This window comes from Acinetobacter sp. AOR43_HL (genome assembly GCF_027854635.1).
Classification (GTDB): domain Bacteria; phylum Pseudomonadota; class Gammaproteobacteria; order Pseudomonadales; family Moraxellaceae; genus Acinetobacter; species Acinetobacter pittii.
Genome location: NZ_JAKTHX010000010.1, coordinates 65,756 through 84,512 on the forward strand (window position 1 = coordinate 65,756; position 18,757 = coordinate 84,512).

Annotated in this window: 19 protein-coding genes and 1 riboswitch; of the genes, 11 read left to right on the plus strand and 8 right to left on the minus strand. The window is 39.6% G+C overall.

The window, feature by feature from the left end:
• Positions 1–50: 50 nt before the first annotated feature.
• From gluQRS to MKL33_RS06095, 6 genes are all read right to left on the minus strand, one after another.
• Positions 51–1,034: a tRNA glutamyl-Q(34) synthetase GluQRS gene (gene gluQRS, locus MKL33_RS06070; RefSeq protein ID WP_270906663.1), complete on the minus strand. Its 984-nt coding sequence runs from the start codon at positions 1,032–1,034 to the stop codon at positions 51–53.
• Positions 1,035–1,036: 2 nt separating this feature from the next.
• Positions 1,037–1,573, minus strand: coding sequence for an RNA polymerase-binding protein DksA (gene dksA, locus MKL33_RS06075; protein WP_002121205.1), 537 nt, complete (start codon positions 1,571–1,573; stop codon positions 1,037–1,039).
• A 211-nt stretch (positions 1,574–1,784) separates the two neighbouring features.
• Complete coding sequence (gene cpdA, locus MKL33_RS06080) at positions 1,785–2,597, minus strand: 3',5'-cyclic-AMP phosphodiesterase (RefSeq protein WP_057076922.1); 813 nt, start codon at positions 2,595–2,597, stop codon at positions 1,785–1,787.
• 4 nt (positions 2,598–2,601) lie between these two features.
• Positions 2,602–3,228, minus strand: a complete 627-nt coding sequence (locus tag MKL33_RS06085; protein ID WP_075384037.1) for an NUDIX domain-containing protein — start codon at positions 3,226–3,228, stop codon at positions 2,602–2,604.
• Positions 3,229–3,303: 75 nt separating this feature from the next.
• Complete coding sequence (thiC, locus tag MKL33_RS06090; RefSeq protein ID WP_270906664.1) at positions 3,304–5,181, minus strand: phosphomethylpyrimidine synthase ThiC; 1,878 nt, start codon at positions 5,179–5,181, stop codon at positions 3,304–3,306.
• 88 nt (positions 5,182–5,269) lie between these two features.
• Positions 5,270–5,404: riboswitch (TPP riboswitch) on the minus strand.
• Between the two features lie 34 nt (positions 5,405–5,438).
• Entirely contained in the window at positions 5,439–6,521 is a 1,083-nt protein-coding gene (locus tag MKL33_RS06095; RefSeq protein ID WP_270906665.1) for a hypothetical protein, read from the minus strand.
• 107 nt (positions 6,522–6,628) lie between these two features.
• Here MKL33_RS06095 and MKL33_RS06100 point away from each other — a divergent pair, with 107 nt between their 5' ends.
• From MKL33_RS06100 to phoU, 4 genes are all read left to right on the plus strand, one after another.
• Positions 6,629–7,210, plus strand: coding sequence for a TetR/AcrR family transcriptional regulator (locus tag MKL33_RS06100; RefSeq protein WP_270906666.1), 582 nt, complete (start codon positions 6,629–6,631; stop codon positions 7,208–7,210).
• Complete coding sequence (locus tag MKL33_RS06105; protein WP_270906667.1) at positions 7,203–8,108, plus strand: DMT family transporter; 906 nt, start codon at positions 7,203–7,205, stop codon at positions 8,106–8,108. Before MKL33_RS06100 ends, MKL33_RS06105 begins: the two co-directional genes overlap by 8 nt.
• Positions 8,109–8,203: 95 nt before the next feature.
• Positions 8,204–9,535, plus strand: coding sequence for a TolC family outer membrane protein (locus tag MKL33_RS06115; protein ID WP_270906668.1), 1,332 nt, complete (start codon positions 8,204–8,206; stop codon positions 9,533–9,535).
• Between the two features lie 105 nt (positions 9,536–9,640).
• Entirely contained in the window at positions 9,641–10,363 is a 723-nt protein-coding gene (gene phoU, locus MKL33_RS06120) for a phosphate signaling complex protein PhoU (RefSeq protein ID WP_000075183.1), read from the plus strand.
• 306 nt (positions 10,364–10,669) lie between these two features.
• Here the strand turns inward: phoU and MKL33_RS06125 are convergent, their stop codons facing one another.
• Together MKL33_RS06125 and argH are read right to left on the minus strand one after the other, a co-directional pair.
• Entirely contained in the window at positions 10,670–10,939 is a 270-nt protein-coding gene (locus tag MKL33_RS06125; protein ID WP_000089995.1) for an oxidative damage protection protein, read from the minus strand.
• Between the two features lie 9 nt (positions 10,940–10,948).
• Complete coding sequence (gene argH / locus MKL33_RS06130) at positions 10,949–12,382, minus strand: argininosuccinate lyase (RefSeq protein WP_002121138.1); 1,434 nt, start codon at positions 12,380–12,382, stop codon at positions 10,949–10,951.
• Between argH and MKL33_RS06135 the strand changes: the two genes are divergently transcribed.
• From MKL33_RS06135 to MKL33_RS06165, 7 genes are all read left to right on the plus strand, one after another.
• Positions 12,373–13,512 carry a sensor histidine kinase gene (locus tag MKL33_RS06135; protein WP_270906669.1) on the plus strand — a complete coding sequence of 380 codons (1,140 nt, stop codon included), beginning with the start codon at positions 12,373–12,375 and terminating at the stop codon, positions 13,510–13,512. The two genes, argH and MKL33_RS06135, sit on opposite strands and share 10 nt — an antisense overlap.
• Positions 13,513–13,572: 60 nt before the next feature.
• Positions 13,573–14,313, plus strand: coding sequence for a LytR/AlgR family response regulator transcription factor (locus MKL33_RS06140; protein ID WP_044425059.1), 741 nt, complete (start codon positions 13,573–13,575; stop codon positions 14,311–14,313).
• Positions 14,314–14,413: 100 nt separating this feature from the next.
• Positions 14,414–15,331, plus strand: a complete 918-nt coding sequence (gene hemC / locus MKL33_RS06145) for a hydroxymethylbilane synthase (RefSeq protein WP_270906670.1) — start codon at positions 14,414–14,416, stop codon at positions 15,329–15,331.
• 3 nt (positions 15,332–15,334) lie between these two features.
• Positions 15,335–16,102: a uroporphyrinogen-III synthase gene (locus tag MKL33_RS06150; RefSeq protein ID WP_270906671.1), complete on the plus strand. Its 768-nt coding sequence runs from the start codon at positions 15,335–15,337 to the stop codon at positions 16,100–16,102.
• A gap of 8 nt (positions 16,103–16,110) precedes the next feature.
• The gene (locus tag MKL33_RS06155; protein WP_046812213.1) at positions 16,111–16,953 is read left to right on the plus strand and encodes a hypothetical protein; all 843 of its coding nucleotides are present in this window, start codon (positions 16,111–16,113) and stop codon (positions 16,951–16,953) included.
• Positions 16,954–16,962: 9 nt separating this feature from the next.
• Positions 16,963–18,156 (plus strand): membrane protein, encoded by a 1,194-nt coding sequence (locus tag MKL33_RS06160; protein WP_017385883.1) that lies wholly within the window; start codon positions 16,963–16,965, stop codon positions 18,154–18,156.
• Positions 18,157–18,163: 7 nt separating this feature from the next.
• On the plus strand, positions 18,164–18,604 hold the full coding sequence (locus MKL33_RS06165) for an acyl-CoA thioesterase (RefSeq protein WP_017385884.1): 441 nt from the start codon (positions 18,164–18,166) through the stop codon (positions 18,602–18,604).
• Positions 18,605–18,757: the final 153 nt, after the last annotated feature.

The following is an 18,757-nucleotide window of genomic DNA, read 5'->3' on the forward strand; positions in this document are numbered from 1 at the left end:
AGTATTTAGAAGTTTAAAAAGCCCGATTTGATATCGGGCTTTTTTATTATTTATAGATATGTTCCGCTGAGCTCTTGCCCATGGGGAATCAAATCAACATTCCACTGTTCTACAGCCTGTTTGAGCATCAGTCTAGGTTGATCTAAATCAACGTTGGGTTGTCCCAAGGCCAGTATCGCTTTTTGAAGTAATTCAGGCGCTTTTGATAAGTCGAGTGCTTGAGCTAGATTTTGTTTAGAGAGCTTTTGTCCTTGGTCATTCATGGCAAGGGGAAGGTGCATATAGCTTAGTTGAGGATAACTTAGAAGCTGACCTAGCCAAATCTGACGTTCAGTGTTATCTAATAAATCTGCGCCTCGAACGACATGGGTAATACCTTGTAGATAATCATCTACGACGACCGCAAGTTGATAGTTAATAATCCCATCACGGCGCTTAAGAACAAAATCTCCAAGATCGTGTTGTAGATTGGAGCAATGATGTCCTTGTAATCGGTCATCAAAACAGATCTGCTGATCTTGAACTTTTACCCGAATCGCTTGACCTTGAAAATCAAGATTGAGATCGCGGCAAGTACCTGCATAGATTGCATTTGAACCAAGCATTTTGCGGGTACATTGACATGCATAGATAAGACCTTCTTTTTTGAGCTGGTCTAATACGCTTTCATAAATGTCTAAACGATTTTTTTGAAAGATGATCTCTACATCGGGTTCGAACTGGAAGGCTTCAAGTGATGTGAGAATATGCTCTTCACTGCCGGGATAAATACGAGGGATATCTGTATCTTCGACACGAACGAGCCATTTGCCTTGATGGGCTTTTGCATCGCAATAGCTGGCAACAGCAGTAATGAGTGATCCAAAATGCAAAGGGCCGGTTGGCGATGGCGCAAACCGACCTGAGTATGAGCAGCGATTAAGCGGAACATTGTTCCGCCGCTGCGCAAGAGAAAAGCTATGCTTTTCTGGCAGGCGTTTTAACTGCTGCGCAAGAGCCGAGTTGTGCTCGGCTGGAGAATTATCAACAGTCACAATTAACCGTTATTTTGCTTCTCTTTGATTTCTGCCAAAGTTTTGCAATCAATACATAAAGTTGCAGTTGGACGTGCTTCTAAACGACGTAAGCCGATTTCAATACCACAAGTTTCACAGAAACCGTAGTCTTCATTCTTAATAGCTTCCATAGATTGTTCGATTTTACGAATTAACTTACGTTCACGGTCACGTGTACGTAATTCAATTGCAAATTCTTCTTCTTGGGTAGCACGGTCGTTTACATCTGGCAGTGCAGTTGATTCGTCTTGCATCGTATTTAAAGTACGATCAACTTCAGACATTAATTCAGCTTTCCATGCTTGCAGAATTTGTCGGAAATGCTCGAGCTGTCCTTCAGACATGTACTCTTCATTTTTCTTAGGTTGATAAGGTGCAATACCAAATAAACTTGCAGTTGTGCCTATGTCAGAAGTTTTAGGTTTCACTTTACGTGCACGTTTTGCAGAAGCTTTGTCACCTTCCACTACAACTTCTGTATGTTCATCCAAAACTTGGTTGTGGTTGTCATTCGCCATAATAGGGCATTCCTCATCATACACGTATTATCTATACGCAAAAAATATGGTGATATGCAAGTGTTTTTATAGAAAACCATCGATGGGATTTTCCCATCGGGTCGTCATCATATAGATTTTTCCTGCAAGATGATAGTCATTCCGACCCGTAAATATTTTCAAAACGTGTTTACCCCAGTCATAATTATATATAAGCATATAAGAAATAGGGCTAATAGCCTGAAATATCAGTGTTTATATGGCCTTGAAAATTTTCAAGACGGAAGACTTCGGTTTCAAAACTACCATCGTTTTTTAGACGAATGTAACGATAGCCGGGAGCATTTTGATCTAAAGCAAAATCATTGCTAAAGGGTTTAAACTGCACACTTGTTGAGGGTGTAGAGAAAAATTCGATCCCTTGCCAAGTGTTTATTGAGTCCTGATGAACATGCCCGCAGACTAAAGCTTTTACATTTTTAAATGGAGCCAAGGTAGTAAGTAAGGCATTAGAATTTTGTAACTTGTGATGATCAATCCATTTTGACTTCATGGCAAAAGGATGGTGATGACAAGCCAACAAAATCGGGTTATCTGCATACTCTTCAAGTAAATTCGTTAAGCTGTCTAGCTGTTCTGCTGATAGATGTCCATCAATATGACCTTTTACCGCACTATTTAATAAAATAACCCGCCAGTTCCCTAAGCAAATAACTACAGGTTCCTGATGATTCTCTTTATGCAATGGGAAATGGTCAACATTGTCATGATTACCTAAGGTCTGAAAAAAGGGGAGACCAAGCGTTTGCATATATTGAATATAACGGTTGTAGGTAATAGGCGTTGGTGCCTGAGCTAGGTCCCCAGTATGGATAATTGCATCAATTTCAGGATGTTTATTAAGTATCTGTTGAATTATGGCATGAAAGCTTTCTTCAGGATTCATACCCACAAATTCTAAATGCGGATACTCCAATAGGTGGGTATCGGTAATTTGTATAATGACATGGTCTTTTTGTGAAAGTGTTGAGACTTGAAAAGTCACCGTCCTACCTCTTCGGGTTTATTATCGTTTTGCTGTGTTGGGCCAGCCATTGTAATGCCATAATGACAGGAGCATTTCTTAAACGTCCGCTGTCGAGTAGAGTCTGGATTTCACAATAATTAAATAAGTGCAGTTGAATATTTTCCCCCTCATCATCTACGCCAAATACACCCCCTTCAGCGGGTAATGCAGTTTCAGCAACATAGAGATGGAATAACTCTGAGCAAGCACCAGCTGACGGGTAAAAGCTAAATAGATGCTCTAAATCTTGAACTTCGCAACCTGATTCTTCAAGGCTTTCGCGTCGAATACAACTTTCTGGTGATTCATCACCATCTAACACGCCTGCAATTATTTCCAGCTGCCACGGTGATTGAGGATCGTCTAAAGCCCCAACACGGAACTGTTCAATCAGTGCAAACTGTTGTTTTTGATCGTTGTAGAGTAGTACGCCAGCTGCTTCAGGCCGATGAACGAGTTCACGCTGCAATACATGAGTATATTCAGATTGATTAAATAGACGATGTCGAAGGCTGACTTTTTCAACTTGAATAAAACCACGGAATAGAGATTCACGTGATGTTACTTCGACATCTTTAGATGTATAACTTGGACGTTCAACAATACTCATGATTCGGTCAGGACGAAATCTATTTATTTCATCCTAACCGAGAATCAGGGCTAGGCAAGTGTTTTTTTTGAATATTTACACTTTATGATACAGTTTTTGACCTTGTTCCTGATAAACCTCTTTCATCGCTTTGAGGCCTTCTTCAACCTCTGAATCGTTATTGGTGAGGTTGTTGGCATAGTCACGTACATTCTGAGTGATTTTCATTGAACAGAATTTTGGACCACACATTGAGCAGAAGTGAGCAGATTTATGAGCCTCTTTTGGTAAGGTTTCATCGTGCATACTACGTGCTGTATCAGGGTCTAAACTTAGGTTGAACTGATCATCCCAACGGAACTCAAAGCGTGCTTTTGATAAGGCATTATCACGCACCTGTGCACCCGGATGTCCTTTCGCAAGATCGGCGGCATGTGCTGCAAGCTTGTAGGTAATAATCCCGTCTTTAACATCTTTTTTGTTTGGTAGACCCAAATGCTCTTTCGGTGTGACATAGCAAAGCATTGCTGTGCCGTACCAACCAATCATGGCTGCACCAATTGCAGAGGTAATGTGGTCATAACCCGGAGCGATATCTGTTGTTAATGGCCCAAGTGTATAGAATGGCGCTTCTTTACACACTTCTAGTTGAAGGTCCATGTTTTCTTTGATCATGTGCATTGGTACGTGACCTGGGCCTTCAATCATGACTTGAACATCATGTTCCCATGCACGGTGAGTCAGTTCGCCTAATGTTTTAAGTTCGCTGAACTGTGCTTCGTCATTTGCATCTTGAATACAACCCGGACGTAAGCCATCACCTAAGCTAAATGAAACGTCATAAGCTTTCATGATTTCACAGATTTCATCGAAATGAGTGTATAAGAAGTTTTCTTCATGATGCGCTAGACACCACTGCGCCATGATTGAACCACCACGCGACACAATACCTGTTAAACGGTTTGCTGTAAGTGGCACATAGCGAAGTAATACACCTGCGTGAATGGTGAAGTAGTCAACACCTTGTTCAGCTTGTTCAATTAGTGTGTCTTTGAAGATTTCCCAAGTCAGGTCCTCTGCAACACCATCAACTTTTTCAAGTGCTTGATAAATCGGTACTGTGCCGATTGGAACAGGTGAGTTACGGATAATCCATTCACGTGTTTCATGGATATTTTTACCTGTAGACAAGTCCATAATGGTGTCGGCACCCCAACGGGTTGCCCAAGTCATTTTCGCAACTTCTTCGTCAATTGAAGAGCCAAGCGCTGAGTTACCAATATTGGCATTAATTTTAACCAAGAAATTACGACCAATAATCATTGGCTCAAGTTCTGGGTGGTTAATGTTTGCAGGAATGATCGCACGACCTTCAGCAACTTCTTGGCGAACAAATTCAGGTGTAATTTCTTTTAAGTTTTTTGCACCAAAATTCTGTCCAGCATGCTGACGCATATCAACACCTTCACGCTGGCGTTGATTTTCACGAATTGCAATATATTCCATTTCAGGTGTGATAATACCTTGCTTGGCATAGTGCATTTGAGTGACATTTTTACCAGCTTTGGCACGGCGCGGATTTTGAATGTGTGCAAAACGAATGTCAGCGGTGCGAATGTCTTTTAAACGTTCTTGACCAAATTTTGAAGTCAAGCCAGAAAGTACTTCAGTATCGTTACGTTCTTCAATCCAGTTTTGGCGAACTGAAGGTAAACCTTTGTCTAAATCAATTTGAACATTTGGGTCGGTATAAACACCTGAAGTGTCATATACCATAACAGGAGGGTTATGTTCACCGCCAAGACCGGTAGGGGTGTCGGTTAAAGAAATTTCCCGCATTGGAACCTGAATGTCAGGGCGAGAGCCTTCAATATAAACTTTTTTAGAAGCGGGTAAGATGCGAGTTAAATCTTTTGCATCTTGTTCATGTTGTGCTGAAATTTCAGCAGAAGAAAGATTCGTTAACTGGTTCATCACATGATCCTTATGAATAACATCAACGAATCAAGCACGACCAAAAACGATGGCGGATTTATCTTTGCTAGATAAATTTAAGGCTTAAGTTTTCAGATGGCTTGATTCCTACGCAGGTCTTAACCTGATCAGGTTCAACGGTACTTGTGATCAAACTTGTGTTGCGACAACACGGAATTTACACAATCTCAGCGAGCTATTACTCGCGCTCCGTCAAGCGATTTACAGACTAACATGTTTTAGGTTGGCTGGCATTGTCAATTTGTATCTATACAAACCGCATCCATATGGCAGTCACGATAGACTTCCGTGTTCCATGGCGAATCAAATTTTAATAGCTGCTCAAGTTGTTCATGAGTCATCTGATAATTTGATTTTTTATCACCATTTTTATCAGTTAAATCTATTTTAAATTGCTTATTACGCTCATCGATAGGCGTAGCAATAAATTTAAGAAACAGTTGAGCGGGTTTCGCTAGACTCGATTGGCTTTGTGTAGACAAAAACCGAATTTGTTGAAGAGCATCTTTATCAAACCATGTGTTCGGCGCATATTCATCTGACACGGGCGTATTGTCTAAGCCAAAGAAAATAAAATAGCGATATTCATTAAATAGTAGTTTTGCATCATTAATAAAGTGGCTCTTTGAATATTTCTGAATAAACTTTTCCCAAAATAATGCGCGTTCAGTGAGCTCTTTCCATGAAATAGCCAAAGCACCATCGTTATAAAAAATATTTTGATTGTCTTTCGCCATACGCATTAAGAACTCTTTTTGGTCCGCGGGTAAGGACTTAGAAAAAACATCAACTAAATAGCTTGGTTGGCGTCGATAGGTAAACATGCCTTCACCTTGATAGAGAAGTTCAATGTAGGCTTGGCCTTCATGTTGAAGTAAATATTGATCACGCGGGCTCAGTTGGGTGAAGAGCTTTTTCTGACTTTGAATAACCTTTTTAAGGTCTTGTTTCTGTTCTAAAACGGCATAGCCAAATGCTTCAAAAGCTCTACCTGTTTTTTCAGTGTAGTCTTGTTTTAGAAAACGTTGATACATGGTAGTTGATGCATCAATCAGCTTAAGCTGCTCATGATTTTTTAAAGAAGGAACACAGGTTTTAAGCTTTTCATTAATTTGATTTAAGTCTTCTATTCTGCTGTTTTGATTAATCGTGTGCATAGCTACCATAATTTGTAAGCAGCTACTGTCTTGTTTTTGAGTGGCCTTTTGCTCAGTTGGTTTTTGCTCTTTAGATACAGCCTGATCTTGCTCTGATGTTTTACTACATCCAGCTAAAAGTAGTGCACTGCACATACTCATTATTAGAACTTTTTTCATCATTTTACTTTTATAGAAATTAATATTGCTCAAATTATAACGCTTAAAACGATTGCATCATTGTTAGAAATCTTTATTATTAGGTAGGTCGGTCTACTTAATTAAAAACTATGAATGATAAAACAGCAAGACAGAAAATTCTCGATGCAGCAGCAACCTTGTTTTATAACGATGGCATTACGGCAACAGGAATCAACACAGTTACGGCTAAAGCAGATGTCGCGAAGATGTCGCTTTATAATAATTTTTCTTCAAAAGGAGATCTTGTTGATGCCTATATTGCTGCACGCCATCAAGAGTGGCTCGACCTCTATCAAAAGCGTTTAGAAAAAACAAAAACAGCTAAAGAAGCCATTTTGGCCGTGTTTGATGCCTATCAAGACCATGCGGAATTTGCCTACGAAAAAGGCTTTCGAGGTTGTGGTTTATTGAATGCTGCGGCTGAGTTTCCGGCCAATAGTACAGGGCGTAGTTCTGTAAGGCAGCATAAAGAAGAAGTAGAAGCTATTGTTGCTGAGCATTTAAAAAAATTAATCCCAGAGTCACAGCGCGTTAACTATGTGGCCACCCAGCTTTCTTTTCTTTTAGAAGGTTCTATGGCACGAGCAGGCTTAGAAGGCAACAGCCGACAACTCCTGTTAGCAAAACAAATGGCAGAAGATATTTTAAATAGAGAATGCCCACATGATTAGCCTCATTAAAAATAGTAGCTATGGAGGCACAATTGCAATTTTAGTTGCTTCTGTTTTGTGGGGAACAACAGGTACGGCGGCAGCATTTGCACCGACACTTGGCCCACTTGCTATTGGCGCTGTAGCGATGGGCGGTGGAGGCCTTTTACAAGCTTTGGTTGCATCACGAGCAATACGCGACAACCGCCAGTTTATAAGGGAAAATATTTCAATACTGCTTTTAGGCATAGCGGCGGTGGGTATTTATCCCTTGGCTTTTTATTCTTCAATGCATTATGCAGGCATTACGATTGGCACCGTGGTTTCAATTGGTACTGCTCCACTAATCGCAGCAATTTTAGAACGATTCTTTGATCGCAAAGCTTTATCTGCTATTTGGTTTCTAAGTTTTGTGTGCGGTGTGCTTGGTGTAAGTATGTTATCGATGGGCGAAAGTCATGCGGTCCAAGAGAGTACAAATCAATGGAATAAATTCTTCGGTATTTTTCTTGGGCTGGTCGCTGCTACAACTTATTCACTTTATTCATGGGCTGCAAAAAGATTAATAGATCGGGGTGTTGCTGCTAAAGCTGCAATGGGTATGATTATGGGCGGTGGAGCGGTTATTTTACTGCCTACTTTGTTGATTACAGGTGGAGGGTTACTACAAAGCTCAACCAATCTACTTGTGGCTGGCTATATGATGCTGATTCCTATGTTTTTGGGTTATTTACTTTTTGGATTTGGTCTAAAAACAGTAAATGCCAGCAAAGCGACAACCTTAACTTTATTTGAACCTTTAGTGGCTGCGATTTTTGCGATTGTTTTGGTTGGCGAGCATGTTTCATGGGTAGGTTGGGTAGGCATGTTTTTGATTTTTATTTGTATTTTAATATTGTCAAAAACTAAGAACGCTTAAAAAACTAAAACTTTTAATGGCTTGAGTTTGATTTGAATTTTTCTTAGTCTTAAAGGCAAGTTTTATCGTTGATTTGAACAATGAAAATAAAATTAATGGTCGCTGTTGGCCTTTGGAGTTTTGCATCTTCGAGTTTTGCTCTAGATTTGGTTGAAGCTTATGAGCGCGCAAAACAAAATGATCCGACATGGCAAGCCAATCAACAACAATTTGAAGCAGATCAACTTAATTTAGGCTTGGCAACAGGAGCGTTATTACCCACCGTTACACTGTCTGGAAACATTACGCGTAATCGACAAACTGTAAAGCGTTCAAACTTTCCAGGGGTTGACCAAGAAGGACTTTCTGATGCTTTGGTGAGTAATACCTCAACGACTCGGCAAGCCACTCTCACTGCACGTCAGCCATTATTTCGAATGGATGCTTGGGAAGGTTATAAGCAAGTTAAAACCTCGGTTGCCTTAAGTGAAATTACCTTAATGCTGCAAAAACAAGATCATGTTTTAAATGTGGCAGAAGCCTATTTTAATGTGTTGCGTCAGCAGGCACTGAGTGTTGCATACTTACAAGAAGAAAAAGCTTTGTTTGAGCAGCTTAATATGATGAATGCCAAACTCAAAGAAGGGTTGGTGGCACGTAGTGATGTAAGTGAAGCAAATGCTCAATATCAAAATGCCAGAGCCAATCGTATTTCAACCAATGTTCAATTACTTTTAGCCCAAGAGCAGCTTTCTGAATATATTGGTTCTTATCAAGATAAACTCGCTGTACTGCGCAGTGATTTTAATTTTCAAAAGCCTTATCCGGCAGAACTTAATGACTGGCTTTCTTTAGCCCAGCAAAAAAACTTAAAGATCCAGCAAGCCCGTTTACAGCAAAAATATAGTGAAGATCAGCGCCGTGTCGAAAAGGCAGCGCTTTATCCTCAAATAGATGCCGTAGCAAGTTATGGCTATACTAAACAAACACCAGAGACACTCATTTCGACTGACGGAAAATTTGATCAGGTCGGGGTAGAAATGAACTGGAATTTATTTAATGGTGGGCGCACTCGAACATCAATTAAAAAAGCCACTGTAGAAGCCAGTAAAGCGCAGGCACAACTTGATGCAGCCATTCGCCGTGCCAATGTCGATGTGAAAAGTGCGTTTATGCAGGTCGATACAGATCAAGCCAAACTTGAAGCAAGAAAGGCAGCAATGGATTCATCTTCTTTAGTTTCTCAAGCTTCAAAAGCGAGTTATAACGAAGGCTTAAAAAGTATGGTTGATGTTTTATTGGCGCAGCGTAATGCTTTTTCTGCAAAACAGGATTATCTTAATGCTCAGTATGACTATTTATTGAATGTGCTTCGTTTAAAAGCTGCGGTAGGCCAGTTAGGTGAAAAAGATCTGGTTGAGCTTAATAGCTGGTTAATTTATCAGTAATTAAATGCTTTTATCTGAAATTTAATTTTGTCATAAAAACTTAATGATTGCTGTGTTTTAATGCTCAATCATTTTATTCCCGCGCCATCATGTTGGAGGCTTCCCTTGAGTCCGAGTAATCCGGTGTTAAGCCATCATATTTCTTCTCAATTTAATGAAGATTTGCAAGATGTAAACACAAAGTTTATGACCATGGGTGGCTTGGTCGAACAGCAGGTTGCAAATGCAATCCATTCTTTACTTGATACCGACGCAAATTTAGCGATTGATGTTCAATTTAAAGATAATGCAGTCAATCAATATGAACGTGATATTGATGAAGGCTTAACGTTGATTTTGGCGCGTCGTCATCCGGCAGCGATTGATTTGCGTATGGTTATTGCCATGAGCAAAGCCAATACTGACCTTGAGCGTATTGGTGATGAAGCAGCGAAAATTGCCCGTATTGCACAAAACCTGTGTGAAGAGGGCGGGTCACCGCGTGGCTACATGGAAACACGTCATATTGGTAACCAAGTTCGTGTCATGATTCATGATGCACTTGACGCTTTTGCACGTTTAGATGCAGATCAAGCTTTACGTGTACTTTTAGCGGATGCTGACATTGACCGTGAATATCAATCAGCAACACGTACATTAATGACCTATATGATTGAAGACCCGCGCCATATTGCTCGTGTGATTAATGTCATGTGGGTTTTACGTTCATTAGAGCGTATTGGCGATCATGCACGTAACATTGCTGAGCAAGTGATTTATATGGCGAAAGGCTTTGATGCTCGTCATACCAAAATTGAAGAAATTGAAGCCAAAGTCCACGAAAAGTAATCTTGAGCTGAAATATTTAAAGGCCTTGTTTAAAACAAGGCTTTTTTGTTTTTAAAAAATAATAGATAAAAAAATGTCCCGAACTTTGGGGGGAAGTTCAGGACAGAAAATCAAGTGCATAAACACGACAGGGATCGTGTTCTTCTTGCTATAGACTGATATTAAGTTCTTCACCTTTTGATGTCATGTAGAGTCCTGTGCGCTCTATGTAAGGCTTTTTATGTTTGTGTAAGTTTCACGTAAAAAAAGGCGGATCTATGTATATAGACCCGCCTTTTTAATGATGAGTAAGCTAAAACAAACCGATTATTCTGGTTTCCAGCCTTCAGCTTTTTCTACGCTTTCATCATTATTGAAAAATTTCTCACGTTGTTCTTCCAGAAACTTTTTAGCTTCTGGTTCAAACACGTTTAAACGCTTTTCATTAATGAGCGTAGTTTGATGCTGTAACCATTCTTGCCATGCTTGTTTAGAAACATTTTCAAAAAAATCTTGGCCTTTAGCACCTGGGAAAGGAGCGAAGTCTAAACCTTCCATTTCCTTTTGATATTTACGGCAAAATACTTGGCGACTCATGTTTTATCCTTAAGCGTATAACTGTTCTAAACGTGTGTGGGCACGCGCAATTGCAGCTTCAACCTGTTTTGGAGAAGTTCCACCAATATGATCACGAGCATTTACAGAAGCTTCTAGAGTTAAGGCTTTGTCAAACACATCTGCTGTAATTAAGTCAGAGAATTGCTGTAATTGCTCAAGTGTGAGTTCAGATAAGTCTTTTTCTTCAGCAACACCTAATGCAACTGCTTTACCTACAATTTCATGAGCATCACGGAAAGCAACGCCTTTTTTCACTAGGTAGTCTGCAAGATCGGTTGCAGTCGAGAATCCACGAAGAGCAGCTTCACGCATGATTTCAATATTTGGAACCAATGCAGGAATCATGTCTGCAAATGCCATGAGTGAACCACGAACTGTATCGATTGCATCAAATAAAGGTTCTTTGTCTTCTTGGTTATCTTTGTTGTACGCCAATGGTTGACCTTTCATGAGCGTAAGTAAGCTAATTAAGTCACCAAATACACGGCCAGATTTACCGCGAATAAGTTCTGGAACATCCGGATTTTTCTTCTGTGGCATGATTGAAGAACCAGTACAGAAGCGGTCAGGAATATTCACAAATTTGAACTGTGCAGAAGTCCAAAGAATGAGCTCTTCTGACATACGTGATAAGTGCATCATAATAAGTGCAGCAGCTGCATTAAATTCAATGGCAAAGTCACGGTCAGATACAGCATCAAGAGAGTTTTCAGATACAGCTTCAAACCCTAAAAGTTCTGCTGTATATGCGCGGTCAATCGGATAAGTAGTACCAGCAAGAGCGGCAGATCCAAGTGGCATACGGTTAACACGTTTACGGCAGTCTTGAAGACGTTCAGTGTCACGCACTAACATTTCAAACCATGCTAACAAGTGATGACCAAAAGTTACTGGTTGAGCTGTTTGTAGGTGTGTAAAGCCCGGCATAATCGTATTTACATTTTTGGCAGCCAAGCCTAACAAACCTTTTTGTAAACGTTCTAATAATTTTAAAATATCATCAATTTCGTCGCGTAGGTAAAGACGAATATCAGTTGCAACCTGATCGTTACGGCTACGACCTGTATGTAATTTTTTACCTGTAATGCCAATACGTTGAGTCAAACGTGATTCAATGTTCATGTGAACATCTTCAAGATCGATGCGCCACTCAAAGTTTCCAGCCTCAATTTCTGAGCGAATGGTGCTTAAACCTTCAATAATGTCATCGCGTTCTGCTTCTGTGAGTACGCCAACTTTCGCAAGCATGGTAGCATGCGCAATCGAACCAGCGATGTCTTGTTTATAAAAACGTTGGTCAAACTGAACAGAGGCGGTAAATTCGGCTACAAAAGCGTCCGTCGCTTCAGAAAAACGACCACCCCACATACCTGAGGTTTGGTCTGGGGTTACTGAATTAGGGGGATTTGAAGATGTGGTCATGGTGGCTCAGTAAAATAAAAAAGAGTATATCACTTGCCGAAGCTCAACAAACAAAGTTGTTTCCTACAGCATACCGAAATCAAAATTCCTCCTATTTTTTTACGAAAAGCGGGCGTTGGCAACACTTATTCGAATTAATTATCGCAAGTAATGTTTTGGCACTGGTCTTGGCATTGGCTGAAGCGCAGTCTTGGCAAGCCTTAAGCGGGGGAAGGCTTTTTCAATACATCATTTTTATTAACTGGGTAATATTGTCCTTTTTTGCATTGGTTGAACACTTTCAAGGTTTTTTTAGCAGCTTGCGTCAAGAATTTGCTTTGGCTATTGGTTTTATCATGCTGCAAAGTATTGTTGTTTTGACCACTTTAATCAGTAATTTTTTTCAGTTTGGTCTTTTAAATAAACATGCTTCTTTAACGCAGGGCTGGAGTGTTTATTTTACCAATGTACCTTTATATCTAAGCTATGGAATATTACTCGGGGCTTTCTGCTTACGTTATTTATATGTCAGGGAACAATGGTTGCATCAGCAATATGCCGAGTTAAATGCCCGTATTCAGGCCATGCAAGCACGAATTCATCCTCACTTCTTATTTAATAGTTTAAATAATGTGGTGAGTTTAATTGCGATAGATCCAGATAAAGCAGAAAGCATGCTAATTAGTTTGTCGCGTTTATTTCGAGCGAGCTTCCAAGAATTAAAATTGGTGAGTCTGCATGAAGAAATCGAGCTGAGTAAACAATATTTAATGATTGAGCAGGTTCGTTTAGGTGAGCGTTTAAAAGTTGATTGGAAGATCGAGCTTTCACCTGTGCAATTAAAACAGATCACTATTCCTTTATTGACATTACAACCTTTGTTAGAGAATAGTATTTTTCATGGGGTAGAACCAATGATGGGCAAAGCAACCATAGGGGTATTGGTTGAAATATTGCAAAATCAGGTCAGTATAGTCATTACCAACCCATATACAGACGATACAATAAATTCACGGAAAGGGCATGGAATCGCTCTTGAAAATGTTAAGCAGCGCCTGAAAGCGTATTATGGGAACACCGTTAGATTTCAGGTTTATAAAGGTGAAGCTTTATATACCACTATTATGAGCTATCAATATCAAACAAAATAATAAGTCAGTCAGAGTTAACCATAAAAAAATGGACCAAGTTAACGGTGACAAGGAGGATGAATGAAGGTGCTAATTTGTGATGATGAACCACTTGCAGTGGAGCGTTTATCACGTTTAGTTTCAAAGATGGGACATGAGGTTGTATCAACGGCTCATCATGGACAGGAGGCCTTGGAACAGGCACGGCTTCATCAACCGGATGTAATCTTACTTGATATTCAAATGCCAGGTATGAATGGGCTTGTCTGTGCAGAACAGTTAAGTCAGCTCAATCCTCGACCTGCGATTGTATTTTGTACCGCCTACGATCAGCATGCATTGGAAGCTTTTAAAGCTCAGGCTCAAGCATATCTTCTTAAACCGATTGATCCGGTTGAACTTGAGCAAGCTTTAACTCAGCTAACTCAACTTACTCAAGCACAGCTCAATGCATTACCGAATTCTGAGCTTTTACAAGATTTAAAAACACAGCGTCATCAAATTGCCGCAAAAACCTATCGTGGTGTTGAGCTGATCCCTGTTGAAAATATCTATTACTTTTTAGCAGATCAGAAATATGTCACTGTGAGACATAAAAATGGCAGTGTATTAATAGATGAAACATTAAAAGAGCTTGAAACCGAATTCGCAGATCAGTTCATTCGTATTCATCGAAATGCGTTGGTTGCAGTCGCATATTTAGATGGGTTGGAGCTGATCAGTTCGGGGCAATATCAGGTTAGATTGCGAGGCCTTGATGAGCGACTTTCAGTGAGCCGTCGACATTTGTCTACGCTTAGAGAGCGAATTCATCAGCTCTAAATTTAAAAGAGTTATCTTGGGCTTGCGAGATTTTACTTGCAATTTTAAGGGATCAAGTTAAGTTTAGGGTGTATTGTTTGACCAGCCCATGCTTGAATTTATGAAAACCTTGAAAATTGCTACACGACAAAGCCCACTTGCTCTTTGGCAGGCAGAACATATTCGTGCCCGTTTACAGGAGCTTCACCCTGATTTAACGGTGGAACTGGTTAAATTTGTCACGCAGGGCGATAAGATCTTAGATACGCCTTTAGCAAAAATTGGTGGGAAAGGGCTGTTTGTTAAAGAGTTAGAAGCAGCACTTCTAGATGGGCGTGCAGACTTAGCCGTACATTCAATGAAAGATGTCCCGATGGCTTTGCCAGAAGGTCTAACCTTGGCAGTAATTTGTGAACGTGAAGATCCATTAGATGCTTTCGTTTCAAATCAGTTTGAAAAATTCGCTGATTTACCACAAGGTGCAAAAGTCGGTACATCAAGCTTGCGTCGAAAATCTCAGATTTTAAAACAACGTCCTGATTTGCAAATTATTGACTTGCGTGGAAATGTTGGCACACGTTTGGCGAAGCTAGATGAAGGTCAATACGATGCGATTATTCTGGCCAGTGCCGGTTTGAAGCGTTTAGGGTTGTCGGAACGTATCCGTCATTGTTTAACACCAGATATTAGTTTGCCTGCTGTGGGACAAGGTGCATTGGGTTTAGAGTGCCGTGCAGCTGACCAAGATGTATTGGCTTTAATTCAACCTTTATTACACGAAGAAACAGATGTTTGTGTACGTGCTGAACGTGCATTTAATGCCTATCTTGAAGGCGGTTGTCAGGTCCCAATTGCGGGTTATGCCACACTGCAAAATGGTCAAATCCATATCGAAGGTCGTGTTGGAAGCCCTGATGGCCAAACATTATTATGTGCTGAACTAACAGATGAAGCCAATAATGCTCAGCAATTGGGTGAAAACCTTGCTCGAAACTTACTTGATCAAGGTGCTGGCGAGCTATTAAAGGCCCTCTACTAAACCATGCTGTTTATTAATACTCGACCTGATTCGCGTGCAGCTGAATTAACAGAAGCTTTGCAAAATGAAGGTTATCAGGTTGAGTCTTTACCTCTTTTAGAGCTCGTTGCTACCCCCTTTTCCGAACACTTACTTCAGCTTTACCAACAATTAGTTAAGGCGCAAGCTATTGTTGTCGTCAGCCCAACCGCTGTTGAAGTGGGTATGGAGTATTTGGTAAAAATCGGTTTAAAAATTAGCGACTTAAAACATATTCAGTGGATTGCGGTAGGGCAAGCAACAGCCAATTGTCTAAACGAATATGGAATAGAAGCACATATTCCCGATGTTGAAACTTCTGAGGGGATGTTGAACCTACCTATTCTGCACAATATGCAACAGTCGGGGAGTGTGGCTTTCTGGCGGGGAGAGGGCGGACGCCAATTTATGATGGAGACCTTGCAACAACAAGGAATTCAGATTTTAAATTTTGTTCTATATCATCGGCAGTGCCCAGAAGCTTCATATTCTACATTCAAACATCTGACACAGAATTCAAATTATAATTTAAATAAATGGCTCGTCTTAATTACTAGTGAAGCGAGCTGGAAATATTGGTTAGAGCTTTGTTCAAAAAATAATGTACAACCTGATGGTGTATATCTGGTTTTAGGACCTCGTCTTTTTCAAATTATTAAAGAGTATCGCGATCAGCAACAGGCTCATTTTCACATTATTCAACTTGAAAATTTATCGCCTTCGGGGATGATTCATCACATTCAGGCATTATAAGGATTCGTATGAGAAAACTTGTTTCTATCATCATTTTACTGGGCGTAGCTTGGTTGGCTAAGCTCAGTTACGATATGTGGCAAATTTCTCGTACTGTTCCCGAGCTTAAACAAAGTCTGCTGCAATCAGAACAGCACTATGCCAATTTAAATGATCAATTGGTTGCTTTACAGCGACAGTTGCAGAATCAACCCGTAAGTACAGGGAATAAAACGAGTTCAGTAGCTCAACCAGATGCTCCACCGACAGGTATTGCACCTACAGTTTTAATTAAACAAAAGTTAGATTTAATTCAATTTGCGATTGATCAGCAGCAGTTGATTTATGCAGTTGATCAATTAAATCAGTTACAGCAATCGCTTGTACACTATGAAATTGCTCCTGCATTGCAGCATAGCTTGAATCAATCGCTCGAGCAGGATAAACAGGCAGTTCAACAGTTTACTTTGGCTCAAAATCAACGCCATCAATTAATCGATGATTTATTACAAAACATTGATAAGAATATTCAACAAGCCTTAGCTCAGCCTAAACTTGAAATGGATCAATCCGAGACTGTGTCTTGGTGGAAAAAGTGGTTCCGTATAGAAAAAGTAGAAACGCCGTCTATTAATTTAATGAGTCGAAGCGTTGTGCTTAAAGAAGTGCAATTAAGATTGTTAATTGCCGAACAGGCACTCAATCAAGGAAAAATGACTGAGTACCAAAATGAGTTGCAATCTGTGATGCAAAAGTTAGATGAAATGCCTGATGCAACCAGTCAGCAGTTAAAAAAACGTATTGCTAAAGTGGCACATTTATCTATCGTGCCTGTTCCTAAACTCTCTACACTTGGGCTAATCGGCTCATAAGGAGGATATATGAAACACCTCCTGTGGGTTTATTTCGTAATCAGCTTAATACTCTTTGCAGCCCTAGCTTTATTTAGTTATGGCTATGGAATGGGGTATGTCTATATTTACTGGCGACAATTGCAGCTGCAAACAAATGTCTGGGGATTAACTCTTACTTTTGTAGTGATGAGTTTTATTGCTCAACTCTTGTGGCTGTGGATTAAACGTTATTCATCTCGTGAACAAAGAAAAAGTGAAAACATCTTCCAGTTTAAAAACCTTCATCCCTATGAACAATTAGGTATTGTTTGGTTATTAGAAGCGGCCGAAGATCAACGTGTATTTATTGAACGTGTTTTTACTCAATCAGGGCTTTTAAAAAATATTATCGATGCCAAGTTTCTGGTTTTAAGTGGGGACTATCCAAAAGCATTGGCTGCTCTCGATCAATCACCACCGATGGCATTTGAATTGGCAGAGTTACAGCGAATTGAAATCTTTTTAGCCGAAAATGAAGCCGATCGTGCATTAACTCATCTCGAATTTTTATATCAACACCAGTTATCACCGTGGTTACAAGAAATAGAAACTGCTTACCAGCAAAGATTAACGGCTTTATGGGGGCAATTAGCGCTGCAACATCCATGGGTATATTTACGTTCTATGAAATACGGTTTGCTAGATGCAGAACACCGTGATTTATGGTTACAGCAGCTTCTTCAGCAATTTGACCAAGCGTCTATCGATGACTTACATGCCTTACAGCAACGTTATTTGGATTTAGAGTCTGAAATTCAAACTCGACCTTATAGCAGTAAGTTGTTATGGCTAAAACTATTAGCACGTATGCCAGATATGAGCATGCAGCATGCGGCCTTAACGCTACATTTGTTAAAAGAGCAGTTTGACCCAGAAGTGTTTTATCTATGGTTTCAGCAGCAGTTGCTTAAACAAGTTCCAGACTATGCCGATGTTGAAGAAAAAATTATTCAATTTGAAAATCAATATATGAATTTGCCAGTTTTAACCTTTGCAAAATGGCATGTCTATATGGCAACTGGACGTCAAACAGAAGCTGAAACATTATTATCATTATATCCAGATAATATTTTAATGAGCTATTTACGTATTAAGTCTACGCTTAAAGAAGATGACGTGTTAATCAAACAGTTAAATCTAATCTTTGAAAATGATGCAAATTTTTTAAAGTTTAAAATATGAGGTAAAAATGAAAGAACTGTCTGTCTACCCAGTAATATATGAACAGAAAGTAGCGTGGGGAGATATGGACGCTTTCGGTCATGTCAATAATGTACAATATTATCGATATATTGAAAGCTCACGTATTTTATATATGGAAGTAATCAATATATTAACCCCACATTTATATACCGTTGTTGCTTCAAGTCAGTGTAAATATTTAAAGCCTGTTTTTTATCCTGACGTATTGAAAGTTGGTGTTCGCGTGGAAGAGCTCCGTAATAGCGCATTCCGTATGGCTTATATATTGTGGAGTGAAACCCAACAACAAATAGTCGCTACTGGTGAAGCTGTTATGGTATGCGTAGATAAATTAACAGAACGAAAATGTGAAATACCACAGGAAATAAAACAAAAAATTATTGAGCTAGAAAAATCAGTTGGGCATGACTTAATACATTTATCTTAAATAAATATTAATAAAATATATTTCATTTATAATTGGTAATGTAATTAAAAGGTAATTTTTTTGGTTATTCTGATGAACACGGCTTTCAAACTATTGCTTATTGAATAGATTATAAATAATATTGGTCTTGATTTTATGTTTTTAAATTTTGTC

Bases quoted from the DNA above. Each gene is read 5' to 3' on its own strand.
- MKL33_RS06140 (WP_044425059.1), top strand. From the start codon at position 13,573: ATGAAGGTGCTAATTTGTGATGATGAACCACTTGCAGTGGAGCGTTTA.
- MKL33_RS06160 (WP_017385883.1), top strand. From the start codon at position 16,963: ATGAAACACCTCCTGTGGGTTTATTTCGTAATCAGCTTAATACTCTTT.
- MKL33_RS06155 (WP_046812213.1), top strand. From the start codon at position 16,111: ATGAGAAAACTTGTTTCTATCATCATTTTACTGGGCGTAGCTTGGTTG.
- MKL33_RS06125 (WP_000089995.1), bottom strand. From the start codon at position 10,939: ATGAGTCGCCAAGTATTTTGCCGTAAATATCAAAAGGAAATGGAAGGT.
- MKL33_RS06095 (WP_270906665.1), bottom strand. From the start codon at position 6,521: ATGATGAAAAAAGTTCTAATAATGAGTATGTGCAGTGCACTACTTTTA.
- MKL33_RS06150 (WP_270906671.1), top strand. From the start codon at position 15,335: ATGCTGTTTATTAATACTCGACCTGATTCGCGTGCAGCTGAATTAACA.
- MKL33_RS06100 (WP_270906666.1), top strand. From the start codon at position 6,629: ATGAATGATAAAACAGCAAGACAGAAAATTCTCGATGCAGCAGCAACC.
- MKL33_RS06135 (WP_270906669.1), top strand. From the start codon at position 12,373: ATGTGGTCATGGTGGCTCAGTAAAATAAAAAAGAGTATATCACTTGCC.
- MKL33_RS06115 (WP_270906668.1), top strand. From the start codon at position 8,204: ATGGTCGCTGTTGGCCTTTGGAGTTTTGCATCTTCGAGTTTTGCTCTA.
- hemC (WP_270906670.1), top strand. From the start codon at position 14,414: ATGAAAACCTTGAAAATTGCTACACGACAAAGCCCACTTGCTCTTTGG.
- dksA (WP_002121205.1), bottom strand. From the start codon at position 1,573: ATGGCGAATGACAACCACAACCAAGTTTTGGATGAACATACAGAAGTT.
- thiC (WP_270906664.1), bottom strand. From the start codon at position 5,181: ATGAACCAGTTAACGAATCTTTCTTCTGCTGAAATTTCAGCACAACAT.
- MKL33_RS06105 (WP_270906667.1), top strand. From the start codon at position 7,203: ATGATTAGCCTCATTAAAAATAGTAGCTATGGAGGCACAATTGCAATT.
- MKL33_RS06165 (WP_017385884.1), top strand. From the start codon at position 18,164: ATGAAAGAACTGTCTGTCTACCCAGTAATATATGAACAGAAAGTAGCG.
- MKL33_RS06085 (WP_075384037.1), bottom strand. From the start codon at position 3,228: ATGAGTATTGTTGAACGTCCAAGTTATACATCTAAAGATGTCGAAGTA.
- argH (WP_002121138.1), bottom strand. From the start codon at position 12,382: ATGACCACATCTTCAAATCCCCCTAATTCAGTAACCCCAGACCAAACC.